Consider the following 13,795-nt stretch of genomic DNA (forward strand, 5'->3'; position numbering starts at 1 on the left):
TAATTCCTTAGTTTATAAAATTTATTTTATTTTAGATAATCTATTCTTTGCTTCTTTCGCTTCAGAACTATTAGGATAAAGGTCTATCAAAGTACCATAAAAGTTTTTTGCATTTTCTTTATCTTTTATACTCTCAAATGAAATAGCACTGTGCAATAATAGTGTTGGCATATAAGCTGCCTTGTCATTCAACATAGCAGATTTTTTAAAATGATTTATTGCAACATCATATTTTTTTCTTATATACCACATTTCAGCCAAATAGAAATTATTTTCAGCTGGTTTATAATTTATATCAACAAGCTTTTGATATTTTGGAATTGCTACATTAAAATTTTTTGCATCATAATCTTTTTTTGCTTCAACCATGAATTTTGCTTTTTCTTCAGCAGTTTTTGGCTCTATGATATTTTGAGAAGCTATCTCAACTTCTAAACTTGAATCTTTTTTATCACTAGTTTTTGTTGGAGTTACTGATTGCGTCTTAACGCCTAATGACTTTTTTAGAGCTTCAAACTCCTCTCTTGTAATAAATTGCTTCATATTTTTTTCTAATTCATTAGAAGAAACATACTCTGAATTAATTTTATTTACAAGTGTTGTAAGTTTGCTAACAGAAGCTTTTAAATTATTGATTGTTGTAGTTAAATCTGCATCTGCAGATTGATTTGAAGCAGTATTTGAAGAATCCATATCTAAAGATGAAGAGTTTACTCTGCTTATTAAATCATCAACTTTTTTACTTGTTGCATTTAATCTTTTAGAATCACCCTCAGATGTAGACTCTAAACCCTCTAATCTATTATTAATACTATCAATTAAACTTTTTAAATCACCAACTTTTGTAGACAATTCACTAATATTTGATTGATTTTTCATAATATGCTTCTCAGTTGAACTAAGACCATAAGATGAATTGCTAGAATTTCCGTAAACTGAAACTTCTTCAGCTACGGAAATAGAAGATACTACTAATAAAGATAGAAAGTATTTAGTCATAAATTATTTGCTTAACTCGTGCTCAACTCTTCTGTTTTTTGCCCAGCAATCTTTTGTTTTTTCAGTACAAACTGGATTACTTTCACCTAAAGAGATTAAAGAGATATTAGCAGAAACACCATTTGATACTAAAACATCTTTAACAGCATTTGCTCTTTTTAAACCTAAAGCATAGTTATACTCGTCACTTCCCCACTCATCTGTGTTACCGAATACTTTTACAGTAGTATCAGCTTTTAATGGAGATAATTTAGAAGCATTATTTGTTGCTTTTTCTTTATTATCAGCAGTTAAGTTATATTTGTCAAATCCAAAATAGATATGCTCAATTAAAACTTTTTGACCATTAATCATATAATAATTACCATTTCCAGCTTTTTCTAAAGCTGAAAAGCTTCCATCTTCAATACCTGATCTATCAGATACACCAGAGTTATCTGTTGCTACAACAGAGTTATCAGTTTCTAACTCAGCATTTTTTTCACTACAACCTGTAGTAAATAATAAAGCTGAAACTAAAACAGAGTAAAGACCTAATTTTTTCATATTTTATCCTTGAAAGTTAATATTTGTGAAATATTATTAAATTAAACCTTAATTATTGTTTATATTTTTTTATTTTTTAATGATTTTTATATTAATTTAGAACGGATTTATAGAAGTTTACAGAAAAAGTAGATTAAAGACTAAAAAATTAGCCTTTAATCTTATTATTTACCAATCTATAGATTGAATTCTTTCCCCTTTTAAAGGGAATAAGAATGATTTATTAAACTCTAGTCTAATAATTCCTAAAGAGCTAACACCTGCATAATTTTTAATAAATAAAAGTGTCTCTCCATCTGGAGAAAATTTTGGAAATTGATTTACTCCACTACTTGTAAGTCTAGTCATATTATCAGTTTTACTATTAATTAAATATAGATTAAAACTTTTCCCACCTAACTCATTATCTGAATCTTTACTAGAGAAAACTATATTATTTTTATTTGAAGTAACTGATGAGTTATTATTACTATGGTAAACCATTCTTTCAACTGCTGTCGAACCAATAGATTGAGAAAAAATATTAGGATTCCCTAATCTATCTGAAACAAAAACAATTTTTGAATCATTTTCTACAAATTGTCCTCCAACATCAATTCCACTATATTTTGTAATTTGAGTTTTACTCTTACTTTTCGTATTATATAAGAAAATATCTGGTTGTCCTGTTGGAGAAGCTGTTACAAGAATTTTACTTCCATCAGCATTTACATCTGAACAAGCAAGCATTCCATCTGAATCCATAATAATATCTTTACTTCTATTATAAATATTTAACTTAACCAAAGTTGGTTTTTTATAGTTATAAGATGTATAATAGATACTTTTTTGTTCCTTATCTGCCCATTTAGGAAAGATATTCAATCCACCAGATACAACAGTTTGCTTATATGTTAAAGTATAATCACCTATCATAATATCAGCATTTCCAGCATTTTTATAAACTGCAAAAACTACAAATTTTTCCATCCATGCAATACTTGGTGCTTTGAAAAAATCATTTATAGAAATTGCTGCTTTATGTGCTAAAAATACAGACCTATCTAATTGTGAAGTTGTAAAGTTTTTTTCTAAAACTAAAGCTCTTTGATTCACATCGAAAAGTTTTACTTTTAAAGTATAACCACCATTAGATTCTCTTAGAGAAGCTAAATTTACGAATATTGATACTCCTTGATTTGATAATGCAAGTAAATCTGGAGTACTATCATAAGAAGATTGTGGAAGAGTAACATTTGCTAAATCAAAGTGCCCACTTACATTTAAATCATCTTCTAAACTTTTTTTCAATCTACTTAAAGTGAAATCACTACTTGAATCACTAGCCATTGCTATTGCAATTTTTGGAATTGAATTTGCCTTCTTAACAATATCAATGTGTCCATCAACATTAGCAAAAATAGAGCTAAACATTAATGATATAAATAAAACTATTTTAAACATAATTTCCTACCCTTCAAATTTAAAATCAACTGTATATTTTACCCCTTGACCATTAGGTGGTACTGGATAAGCAATATCTTTTTGTTCATCAAGATATAATCTTATTGCTGTATTATAAGGTTCACTACTTGATTTTTTAACAAATTTATAATCAAAGTTACCATTTGCTGAAATTGAAACCATTACAGTTATAACTAAACTTCTATCTTCACTGATAGGTGCTTTTGAATATAGCATTTCATATATTTTGCTACCATAATCATCATTTTTATCACCTTTTGATGAACTTTTAGTTTTTGTATTAGTTGCAGTTTTTTCATCTTCAAGCAACTTATCTATTTTAACATTATTTGACTTTTTCTCTTTTTCAAATTTAGATTTAAATCGTTTTGGGTCAATAGATTTTTCAACATTATTAACCTCTTCTTTAACAACTTTATTCGATGTCTCTTTAACATTTGCAAAAAGAGATTTTAAATCAGGTCTTTTCTCATTTGAGTTTGATGTTGCTTTTTCAACTGGTTGTTTTTCTTCTACAATTTTTTCAACTTTTTTCTCAACCATCTTTTTTTCAGCTATCTCTTCAATCATATCAAGTTCAATAGCTGTAGTAGTTGGTGTAATATTTATTGCTTGATTTATTGGTGAATATATATATAAAAGTACCAAAAAACAGAAAGAAAAATATATAGAAAAAGCAACAATACCTGAAATTAGAAATGAAGAACTATTTCGCATCTTTACCCATCTGTAACCAAAGCAACTTTAAAAAAACCTGCCTCTTTTACTGATTTTAAAACAAACACTATATCATCATATTTCAAATCTTTATCAGCTCTTATATAAATTGGTGTATTTTGATCTTTACCTTTTGAAAACAGTAAAAAATTATCTGCAAAATTTGATATTTCAACTTTATTTTTATTTAGTGTAACTACTCTATCTTTTGTAATAATAATATCTATTTTAGCAACATCTTGTGCTTGTTGTGATTTACTTCCTGTTGGAAGATTTAATGTTTCTTCAAACTCAATAACGGGAGCTGTAACCATTAAAATCGCTAGAAGAACTAGCATAATATCAACTAAAGGAGTAATATTTAAATCTGGTTTTTGATTAATATCATACACTTTTTTTACCCTTTAGCTGCTATTATAATTTCTGATTGAGCTTTTAAGAAAATATTTAATTCATAAATTTTTCTTGATAATATTTGATGGAATGTATAAGCAAATATTGCCACTAAAATACCTGCTGCTGTAGCTACTAATGCTTCACTAATTGCTGGAGCAATAATAGAAAATGCCACTTTTGATTGATTTGCAAATTTTGCAAATGACTCCAAAATTCCTACAACTGTACCAAATAATCCGATAAATGGAGAAGTTGAAGATATAATCGCTAGCCATGATATACCAACACTTGCATCTTTTATTATATTTATTTCACAAGCATGTAATAACTCTTTAGAAGTTGAGTTATTTGAGCATTTATTTAGTGCAGATAATGGTGAGAATATTGTATCTCTTGATGTTAAAGATTCTAAAGATTTTTTTTCATTATTTATTAATGCATTTATTGCACTATTTCTATAAAGAAAAATCCAGAAAGTAACTATTAGATAAATTGACAATAGCGCTAGAACTATATAAGTTATAGCGCTACTATTTGCCAAATAATTTAGTAATGTAGTTATCATGTGCTTTTATGCAAATGAGTTGATTTTTGCTTCAACTGCTGCCACAGAAATATTAGAATCTTTTACAGAATTTACTAACTCTTTTGCAGCTTCAATATTCTTAGCTATTTCTGAATCTTTTCCAGAAGTTAATGCTATAGCTCCATCTGCTAAAACATCAACTGTTTTTTCATCTACTTTAACATGTCCCCAGTTAATAGCAACTGCTTCAGTAGAATTCTCTTTTTCAATAATAATAACACCAACTGTTAAAGTCGATACTAATGATGAGTGTCCAGGTAGAACACCAAACTCTCCCTCTTTTCCAGGAAGAGTTACTGTTTTTACATCACCATTAAATATCGTACCATTTGGTGTAACTATTGATAATTTAATTGTATCCATATTAAGCCTTAATTGGTCTATTATTTCATTTTCTCAGCTTTAGCTAGAACCTCGTCAATTCCACCAACCATATAGAATGCCATTTCTGGAATGTTGTCATATTTACCATCTAAAATTCCTTGGAATCCTGCAATAGTATCTTTTAATTCAACATATTTACCTGGGCTTCCTGTAAATACTTCAGCAACGAAGAATGGTTGAGATAAGAATCTCTCAATTTTTCTAGCTCTTGCAACAACAAGTTTATCTGATTCTGATAACTCATCCATACCAAGAATTGCAATAATATCTTGTAAATCTTTATATTTTTGAAGAACTGATTGAACACCTCTTGCAGTATTATAATGTTCTTGTCCAATAATATCAGCACTTAAAATTCTTGAAGTAGAATCTAGTGGATCAACTGCTGGATAGATACCTTTTTCTGCAATTTTTCTATTTAAAACTGTAGTTGCATCTAAGTGAGCAAAAACAGAAGCTGGAGCAGGGTCAGTTAAGTCATCCGCTGGTACATATACTGCTTGAACAGAAGTAATAGATCCTTTTGATGTTGATGTAATTCTCTCTTGTAATTTTCCCATCTCACTTGCAAGTGTTGGTTGGTATCCAACCGCTGAAGGAATTCTTCCTAAAAGAGCTGACATCTCTGAACCTGATTGTGCAAATCTAAAGATATTATCAATAAACATAAGAACATCAAGACCTTTTTCATCTCTAAAGTACTCAGCCATTGTAAGACCTGTTAATGCAATTCTATTTCTTGCACCTGGTGGTTCACTCATTTGTCCATAACATAAAGCAACTTTATCAAGAACGTTTGAATCTTTCATCTCATGATAAAGGTCATTTCCTTCTCTTGTTCTTTCACCAACTCCTGCAAATACAGAATATCCAGAGTGTTTAAACGCAACATTATGGATTAATTCCATAATAATAACCGTTTTACCAACTCCAGCACCTCCAAATAGTCCTACTTTACCACCTTTTGAATAAGGAGCAAGTAAATCTACAACTTTAATACCTGTTTCAAACATCTCTGTTTTTGTTGATTGCTCTTCAAATGTTGGAGCAGATCTATGAATTGACCATCTTTCAACATCAGCTGGAATAGCAGCACCCTCATCAACTGGATCTCCAATAACATTGAAAATTCTTCCTAAAACAGCCTCTCCAACTGGAACTTTGATTGGTCCACCAGTAGCTATACACTCTTGACCTCTGATTAATCCTTCAGTCATATCCATAGCAATTGTTCTAACTCTTCCATCACCGATGTGAGCAGCAACTTCTAATACTAATCTATCTTTAGTTTTATCAGCTAAAGTAACATCAATAGCTTCATTAATTTCTGGTAAGTATCCGTCAAATTCAACATCAACTACTGGACCCATTACCTGAATAACTTTACCTTTCATATAGGCCTTCTCCTTATTAAATTATTTTAATGCTTCAACACCACTGATAATCTCTATCAGCTCTGTTGTAATTGCAGCTTGTCTTGCTTTGTTGTATTCAACTGTTAAACTATCAACTTTCTCTTTTGCATTTTTTGTAGCAGCTTCCATAGCTTGCATTCTAGCACTATGTTCAGCAGCAAGAGAGTCTATTAATGCATAATACATATTAAAATCGATATATTTATCAGTTAATTCTCTTAAAACTTCATCATCGTCATCTGGTTCAATATTTAACATTGAAGAAGATTCACTAATTTCAACTTTTTCCAAACTAACTGGTAAAAGTTCTCTTATTTTAATCTCTTGTGTTAACATATTTAAAAAACCATTATAAACAACAATAACTTTATCAGTAAGTTCATTTTTAAAATCTTCAACTGCACTATGAATAAAACTAGAAGCTCTTTCATAATCAGGTGCTGATGATAAATCACTTACTCTTTGCTCCAAAGTTTTACCTTGGAAACTAAAGAAATCAACACCTTTTCTTCCAGCAGCTCTAAGTCTAACCTTAGTACCTTTTGATTCATAATCAGCAATTAGCTTACTAACTGTTTTAATTGTTGACATATTAAAACCACCGCAAAGTCCTTTATCAGCAGTAACAAAAACAATATCAACTGTTTTTGGTTTATCATTTTGTACAAATGCTCTACCAATATTTCCTTCGTCTTGAACTTTGCTAACTCTAGCAGCAATATCAGAAAGGACTTCATTTATCTTAATTGCATAACTTCTAGCTTGTTCAGACAATTGTCTTGTACGAGTTAGTTTTGCAGAAGATACAAGCTTCATAGCTTTTGTAGTTTTCTGAGTATTCTTAACACTACCTATTTTTAATTTTATCTCTTTTAAGTTAGCCATTTGCTAATCCTTATTTTGCATTAAATACAGTTTTAAACTCTTCTAATGCAGCTTTTAGTGAAGCTTCTGTATTGTCATCAATTTTTTGACTTGATTTAATTGCATCTAAAATATTTGAGTATTTTTGCTCAATAAATGCATGTAACTCATTTTCAAATCTTACAACATCTTTAACCGCAATATCATTTAAGTACCCTTTAGTACCTGCATAAATAATTACAATTTGTTTTTCAATAACAAGTGGTTTATTAACACCCTGTTTTAAAACTTCAACCATTCTTTGACCAAGTTCAAGCTCTCTTCTTGTAGCTTCATCAAGATCTGAAGCAAATTGAGCAAATGCCTCTAACTCTCTATATTGAGCAAGTGAAAGTTTTAATGTTCCAGCAACTTGTTTTGTAGCTTTAATTTGAGCAGCTCCTCCAACTCTTGAAACTGATAAACCAACATTAATAGCAGGTCTAATTCCTGAGTTAAAAAGGTTAGTTTCTAAGAATATTTGTCCATCTGTAATAGAAATTACGTTTGTTGGAATATAAGCAGCAACATCTCCTGCTTGAGTTTCAATAATAGGTAATGCAGTCATAGAACCAGCACCTTTTTCATCACTCATTTTAGCAGCTCTTTCAAGTAATCTTGAATGTAGATAGAATACATCCCCTGGATATGCTTCTCTTCCTGGAGGTCTTCTTAAAATTAATGACATCTCTCTATATGCAACTGCATGTTTAGATAAATCATCATAAATAATTAATGCATGTTTACCATTATCTCTAAAGTACTCACCCATTGTAACACCTGCATATGGTGCTAAGAATTGTAAAGTTGAAGAATCAGCAGCCGAAGCATTTACAACAATTGTATAATCCATTGCCCCTGCTTCTTGTAGTGTTCTTACAACTGAAGCTACTGAAGATGATTTTTGACCAATTGCAACATAAATACAAACTACATTTTCACCTTTTTGGTTTAAGATTGTATCAATAGCAACTGTTGTTTTACCTGTTTGTCTATCTCCAATAATAAGCTCTCTTTGTCCTCTTCCAATTGGAACAAGTGCATCAATAGCTTTAATACCTGTTTGTAATGGCTCATGAACAGATTTTCTTGACATAATTCCAGGAGCTTTCTCTTCAACATATCTAGTTTCAGTAGAATTAATAGCACCTTTCCCATCAATTGGTTCACCTAAAGCATTTACAACTCTTCCAACTAAACCTTCTCCAACTGGAACTTCAAGAAGTTTCCCTAATCTTTTACAAGATGTACCTTCTCTTAATCCTTCTCCTTTTCCAAGAACAACGATACCAACAGAAGACTCTTCTAAGTTAGAAGCAAGACCTTTTTCACCATTTTCAAACTCTACAAGCTCACCAGCCATAACATTTTTAAGACCATAAACTTGAGCAATACCATCAGCATAAGATACAATCTTACCTGTTTCATTTACATCTACATTTAATTCAAAGTTATCAATTCTTTCTTTTATAATTGAACTGATTTCATCTGCTTGAATTTTTGCACCCATTCAATTTCTCCTTTATAAGTTCTAAACTGCTTTTAAAATATGATCGATTAACTGAGTTTTTAATCTATCTTTAGAAAAAGATATCTCAACACCTAGCCCATCTATATCTACTTTAATTCCATCATAATCACCAACATTTTGTGATAATGATAATTTAACATCAAATTTTTTACTAAATTGTTGTTCTATTGAAGAAACAAAATCAGAAGATAATGCTTCATTTGTATATACAATACCAATATAATTATTATTCATTTTTGCAATTTCAGTATTTAAATCCTTTGCAACAAATGGTAATATATCAAATCTTCTTTTTTCAGCTAGAAGATTAATAAAATTTTTCAATGTATTATCAACATTATCTACTAATGAAACTATTAATTCAACTTTTTTACTATTATTTACATCAGCAGATGTAATAATTGAGTTAAATTTTTCACTAGAAAATGCTGAAGCTATTTGGTTTAATTTACTACTAATAGCAGTAATCTCATCTTTACTTCTACCAGCAATTAAAGCTTTTACATATCGTTTTGCTACTAAATCTTTCATTATGCTACCTTTTTAAGAATAATATTTACTAACTCGTTTTGAGAAAGTTTAATATTTTCAGAACTTAATAGCTCATTAAGAACTTCACCAACAACTTGTTTTTTAGCTTTTGAAATCTCAACTTTGTTTGATTCTTCCAAATTTTTGTTTAAGTTTGCAATATCAGCATCTATTGCATTTAAAACTTTTTGTTTAATAGAATCAACGTCTGCTTTCGCACCATCAACAATCTCAGCAGCTAGTTTTTTAGCCTCTACAAGTTTTTTTTGTGCATTAGCAACTTTATCTTGAGAAGCTTTTAAAGTATCTTGAACTTTATCAAGCTCAGCTTGAATTCCTAAAGTTCTACTAGCAAAAAATGCTTTAATTTTATCAGCAAGTAAATACCATAAAATTGCAGCAAATATTATAAAGTTAACGGTTCTTTGAACAATATCTGTTTCAACCGCACCTTCACTTGCAAATATTGCAACAGGGGCTAGTACCAACCCAAGTAATAAAACTCTTTTCATATTCACCATTCCCCTTTAAATTGAGCTAAGCTTATTTTTTAAGCTCTCATTAAATTGAGGCATTGATGATAATAAAGAGTCCCTTAATGCTTGAGTCTCTTCTTGTAAGTTTTTAGCAAATTCAGCAGATTTTGCTTCTAAATTTAATTTAGCACTTGCAAGTTTAACATCAGCACTATCTTTTGCTTCTTTATAAGCTTGTTCTCTAATAATAGCTGCCTCTTTTTTAGCTTTTGCAATGATATCATTAGCTTCAGCTAAAAGCCCATCAACATCTGAACTATTTGATTTTGCATCTTCCATATCTTTTTTGATAGATGCAGATCTTTCATCCATATGCTTTAATATAGGCTTGAATAGACAACTATTTAGTCTAGCAACAACTAAAAGAAAGATAATACCTGAGCTAAGCAATAGTACAGGACTTATGTCTAACATTCATTCCTCCATATTTTTACAGTTTAGTTTAACTAAAACGCTAATATTTTAGCAAAATTATCTATAAATTTTTATTAAATAGGAATATTAAACTCTTAATTTTATGTTTTTTTATTTTATTGTAGATTAAAGTAGCTAGATATTTTTTCAATATCCTCTTGAGAATTAAACTCAATTTTAAAATAATTTTTTTCTAATTTTACTTTTAAATTACTCTCTTTTAATTGTCCAACTAATCCATTTAGTGAACTAAAATTAAAATTTGTTGTAATTTTCTCTTTCTTTGGTTTTTCTAAATCTTTCTCTTTTATCTCTTTTACCAATTTCTCAGTCTCTCTAACTGATAATTTTTGTCCAACAATAGAATCACAAACCATTTTTTGTTCATCAACAGTTAAACCTAACATAATTTTTCCATGTCCTGCGCTAATTTTATCACTCGCTATTGCTTGTTGAACATAAGCAGATAGTTGTAAGAGTCTTAAAGTATTTGTAATAGAAGTTCTACTTTTAAAAACTTTTTTTGATAACTCTTCATGAGTAATATTATGTTCATTTAAAAGTTGTGCATAGCAAAATGCTAATTCAATAATATTTAAATCATCTCTTTGAATATTTTCAATAAGAGCAAGTTCTCTTAATTTTAACTCATCTTCATCTACAACAATAGCTTTTATCTGCTCTAAATTTGCCAATTTATGAGCTCTTAATCTTCTTTCTCCTGCAATTAGTGTAAATGTTCCTTCACTATTTTCAATAACAACTATTGGTTGTAAAAGACCATGTTCTTTTATAGATTCACTTAATTCTTGAAGTTTCTCTTCATCAAATATTTTTCTAGGTTGATTTGGATTTGGTTTTATTAAAGAGAGATCAATTTTTCTAATTCCTTGATTAACACCAGAAGTTGAATTTTCATAAGCAATTTCAACCTCTCCTAAAAGTTCACCCAATCCTCTTCCTAGTGCCATATTATTTCCTAATTATTAAAATTATCCAGCAATTGCTCTTGCTAAATTTGTATAAGCTTTTGTTCCAACTGAATTTGTATCGTAAAGCATAATTGGCTTACCAAAACTAGGACTTTCAGCTAATTTTATATTTCTTGGAATTACCACATAAGATTCATCATCTATTTTAAATAATTTATTCTCAAAATGTTGTGCTAAATCTGCAAAGACTTGTTTAGATAAGTTATTTTGAGAACTATACATAGTTGGTAAAAAACCTCTTATTTGAAGGTTTTGATTAATTGTTTGTTTAACCAATTTTATAGTATTTAATAACTGTGCTAAACCTTCTAGTGCAAAAAACTCGCACTGAATTGGTATTAAAACAGAAGTTGAAGCACTTAAAGTATTTATTGTAATTGGTCCTAATGCAGGAGGTGAATCGATAATCACATAATCATAATCAGCTTTTACTGTATCAATTTTCCTTTTTAATACAAGTTCTCTCTCTTTTGTATTTTTATAGAACTCTTTTTCTATCCCTACAAGTCCAATATTCGAAGGTGCAACTTTTAAGTTTTCAATTTCAGAATCTAAAATAATTTCACTAAGTTCTTTAGTTCCTAACATCACATGGTAAATATTGTACTCATATGTATCTCTATGAAAACCTAAAGAAGTTGTTGCATTTGCTTGTGGATCTGCATCTATTAAAAGGACTTTTTTACCTTCAAGTGCAAGTGCTGCACTAAGATTTACGGCTGTTGTAGTTTTACCTACTCCACCTTTTTGATTTGCGATTGAAATAATTTCTGTCATCTTAAACTAAATACCTTTTTATTTTCTATATGTATTGAACCGTCATCATTTAATGTTGCATATTCTAATGATATTTTTTGATTATTCACAGTTGTCTTGTATTTTTTACTATTTTGAAATTCTATCTTAAATAGACTAAAAATTTGCTTCCATGAAATAATTTTTTCTATCTCTTTAAAATATTCAAAAAGTATTAAATCTTGGTCTATTCTTATATCTAAAACACCGTATTCATCGGATACTTCTTGTAAATTAATACCTATTCCACAATAAAGTAAGTCTTTACTTAAAGTAGTGATAGTACCACCTATCTTAGACTCTTTTATATAAAAATCATTTGGCCATTTTACCCAAACATTTGAACCATTCTTTTGTAAAATCAACTTTAAAATATATGTAAAATATATACTAGCACTTTGAATTGGTAAATCTTTAGGAAGTAAATTTTTCTCTAAAACAAAAGAGAAAAAAAGATTTCCTTTTTTTCCTATCCAAGAATTTCCACGACTCCCTATTCCAGCAGTTTGAAAATCTGTGACAATACATAAAGGATTTTTATATCCCAACTCTAAAATATAGTTTTTTAAGTAAGTTTGAGTTGAATCAACTTCATTTAATCTTATAATTTTCATTTGTAGATTATATATAATTAAAGTAGAAGATAATATTAATTATAATCAAAGCTTTATTTATTAAGGAAAAAGAATGCTTGACCCAGTTTTACCAATAGCAATTTATCTGATTTTTGGATATCTATTCAAAATTATATTTCAAGATAATTCAAAACAGTTAGTTGATTTTATAATCTATTTTTCACTTCCAGCTATTGTATTTTCAAAAATTTATCCATTAACTTTAGATTCAAGAGTTATTGGATTAATTTTTATGTTTATAGGAATTATCTTATTTAACCTATTTTTATCATATTTAATTGGTAAAATTTTACGATTAAATAGACTTTATTTAGCAACTTTTATGATTATGGCAACTTTTGGAAATACTTCATTTATAGGTTTTTCATATATTGATGCTTTTTATGGTCAAGACTTTATAGTTTATGGATTAATTTATGATATTTTTGGCTCATTTTTACTTTTAGTTTCTATTGGTATGTTAATTATAACTTGGGGTAGTGGAAAGAAAAATAGTGTTAGTAATATTTCAAAATCTATCTTTTTATTTCCACCTATGATTATGTTTTTTCTTACAATATTATTGAAAAATTTTGAAATACCAAAATTTCTAATCTATACAAGCCAAAATCTAGGTTCAACTCTTGTACCTATTGCTATGATTGCTATTGGAATGAAATTGGAATTAAAACATATATTTGCAAGACTACACATAGTTTCAATAGCAGTTATTTTAAAAATGGTTGTTGTACCAATTATCGTACTTTTTACTTTCAAATATTTTTATGGAATAGATCAAACTTGGGTAAAAGTAACAATTATTGAAGTTGCAATGCCACCTATGACTATGGCTGCTGTAATAGCAATAAAAGGTGGATTAGATGAAAAAATTGCTATAAACTCTTTAGTTTTAGGAGTAATTGCAAGCTTATTTACAATTACTCTATTTGTTCAATATTTAGCTTAAGAATA

17 protein-coding genes are annotated in these 13,795 nt (G+C 28.9%); 1 reads left to right on the forward strand and 16 read right to left on the reverse strand.

The genetic code is table 11. The annotated features are described in order from the left end of the window. Positions 1–21: 21 nt before the first annotated feature. The 16 genes from AFAEC_RS08280 to AFAEC_RS08355 form a co-directional block, all read right to left on the reverse strand. A complete protein-coding gene (locus AFAEC_RS08280; RefSeq protein ID WP_026806182.1) occupies positions 22–999 on the reverse strand; it encodes a tetratricopeptide repeat protein in 978 nt (325 codons plus the stop codon). A 3-nt stretch (positions 1,000–1,002) separates the two neighbouring features. Next, positions 1,003–1,545 (reverse strand): OmpA family protein, encoded by a 543-nt coding sequence (locus tag AFAEC_RS08285; RefSeq protein ID WP_026806183.1) that lies wholly within the window; start codon positions 1,543–1,545, stop codon positions 1,003–1,005. A gap of 168 nt (positions 1,546–1,713) precedes the next feature. Beyond that, positions 1,714–2,988: a Tol-Pal system protein TolB gene (tolB, locus tag AFAEC_RS08290; RefSeq protein WP_026806184.1), complete on the reverse strand. Its 1,275-nt coding sequence runs from the start codon at positions 2,986–2,988 to the stop codon at positions 1,714–1,716. Positions 2,989–2,994: 6 nt separating this feature from the next. Beyond that, a complete protein-coding gene (locus AFAEC_RS08295) occupies positions 2,995–3,726 on the reverse strand; it encodes a TonB C-terminal domain-containing protein (RefSeq protein WP_026806185.1) in 732 nt (243 codons plus the stop codon). Between the two features lie 2 nt (positions 3,727–3,728). After that, a complete protein-coding gene (locus AFAEC_RS08300) occupies positions 3,729–4,118 on the reverse strand; it encodes a biopolymer transporter ExbD (RefSeq protein WP_026806186.1) in 390 nt (129 codons plus the stop codon). A gap of 5 nt (positions 4,119–4,123) precedes the next feature. Then, complete coding sequence (locus tag AFAEC_RS08305) at positions 4,124–4,687, reverse strand: MotA/TolQ/ExbB proton channel family protein (protein ID WP_026806187.1); 564 nt, start codon at positions 4,685–4,687, stop codon at positions 4,124–4,126. A gap of 6 nt (positions 4,688–4,693) precedes the next feature. Next, positions 4,694–5,071: an ATP synthase F1 subunit epsilon gene (atpC, locus tag AFAEC_RS08310; RefSeq protein ID WP_026806188.1), complete on the reverse strand. Its 378-nt coding sequence runs from the start codon at positions 5,069–5,071 to the stop codon at positions 4,694–4,696. A gap of 20 nt (positions 5,072–5,091) precedes the next feature. Next, positions 5,092–6,486 carry a F0F1 ATP synthase subunit beta gene (gene atpD, locus AFAEC_RS08315; protein ID WP_024775907.1) on the reverse strand — a complete coding sequence of 465 codons (1,395 nt, stop codon included), beginning with the start codon at positions 6,484–6,486 and terminating at the stop codon, positions 5,092–5,094. 21 nt (positions 6,487–6,507) lie between these two features. Beyond that, a complete protein-coding gene (atpG, locus tag AFAEC_RS08320; protein ID WP_026806189.1) occupies positions 6,508–7,392 on the reverse strand; it encodes an ATP synthase F1 subunit gamma in 885 nt (294 codons plus the stop codon). 10 nt (positions 7,393–7,402) lie between these two features. Then, positions 7,403–8,920, reverse strand: a complete 1,518-nt coding sequence (gene atpA, locus AFAEC_RS08325) for a F0F1 ATP synthase subunit alpha (RefSeq protein WP_026806190.1) — start codon at positions 8,918–8,920, stop codon at positions 7,403–7,405. Positions 8,921–8,941: 21 nt separating this feature from the next. Further along, positions 8,942–9,472, reverse strand: a complete 531-nt coding sequence (locus AFAEC_RS08330) for a F0F1 ATP synthase subunit delta (protein ID WP_026806191.1) — start codon at positions 9,470–9,472, stop codon at positions 8,942–8,944. Further along, positions 9,472–9,984: a F0F1 ATP synthase subunit B gene (locus AFAEC_RS08335; protein ID WP_026806192.1), complete on the reverse strand. Its 513-nt coding sequence runs from the start codon at positions 9,982–9,984 to the stop codon at positions 9,472–9,474. Before AFAEC_RS08335 ends, AFAEC_RS08330 begins: the two co-directional genes overlap by 1 nt. 15 nt (positions 9,985–9,999) lie before the next feature. Next, complete coding sequence (locus AFAEC_RS08340; RefSeq protein WP_026806193.1) at positions 10,000–10,422, reverse strand: F0F1 ATP synthase subunit B family protein; 423 nt, start codon at positions 10,420–10,422, stop codon at positions 10,000–10,002. 116 nt (positions 10,423–10,538) lie between these two features. Continuing rightward, positions 10,539–11,393, reverse strand: a complete 855-nt coding sequence (locus AFAEC_RS08345; RefSeq protein ID WP_026806194.1) for a ParB/RepB/Spo0J family partition protein — start codon at positions 11,391–11,393, stop codon at positions 10,539–10,541. A gap of 21 nt (positions 11,394–11,414) precedes the next feature. Continuing rightward, positions 11,415–12,191, reverse strand: coding sequence for a ParA family protein (locus AFAEC_RS08350; protein ID WP_026806195.1), 777 nt, complete (start codon positions 12,189–12,191; stop codon positions 11,415–11,417). Continuing rightward, entirely contained in the window at positions 12,188–12,823 is a 636-nt protein-coding gene (locus tag AFAEC_RS08355) for a biotin--[acetyl-CoA-carboxylase] ligase (protein WP_026806196.1), read from the reverse strand. Before AFAEC_RS08355 ends, AFAEC_RS08350 begins: the two co-directional genes overlap by 4 nt. Before the next feature lie 73 nt (positions 12,824–12,896). Here AFAEC_RS08355 and AFAEC_RS08360 point away from each other — a divergent pair, with 73 nt between their 5' ends. Further along, on the forward strand, positions 12,897–13,790 hold the full coding sequence (locus AFAEC_RS08360) for an AEC family transporter (protein WP_026806197.1): 894 nt from the start codon (positions 12,897–12,899) through the stop codon (positions 13,788–13,790). Positions 13,791–13,795 lie beyond the last annotated feature (5 nt).

Origin of the sequence: Aliarcobacter faecis (assembly GCF_013201705.1) — a bacterium.
GTDB classification, from domain to species: Bacteria; Campylobacterota; Campylobacteria; order Campylobacterales; family Arcobacteraceae; genus Aliarcobacter; species Aliarcobacter faecis.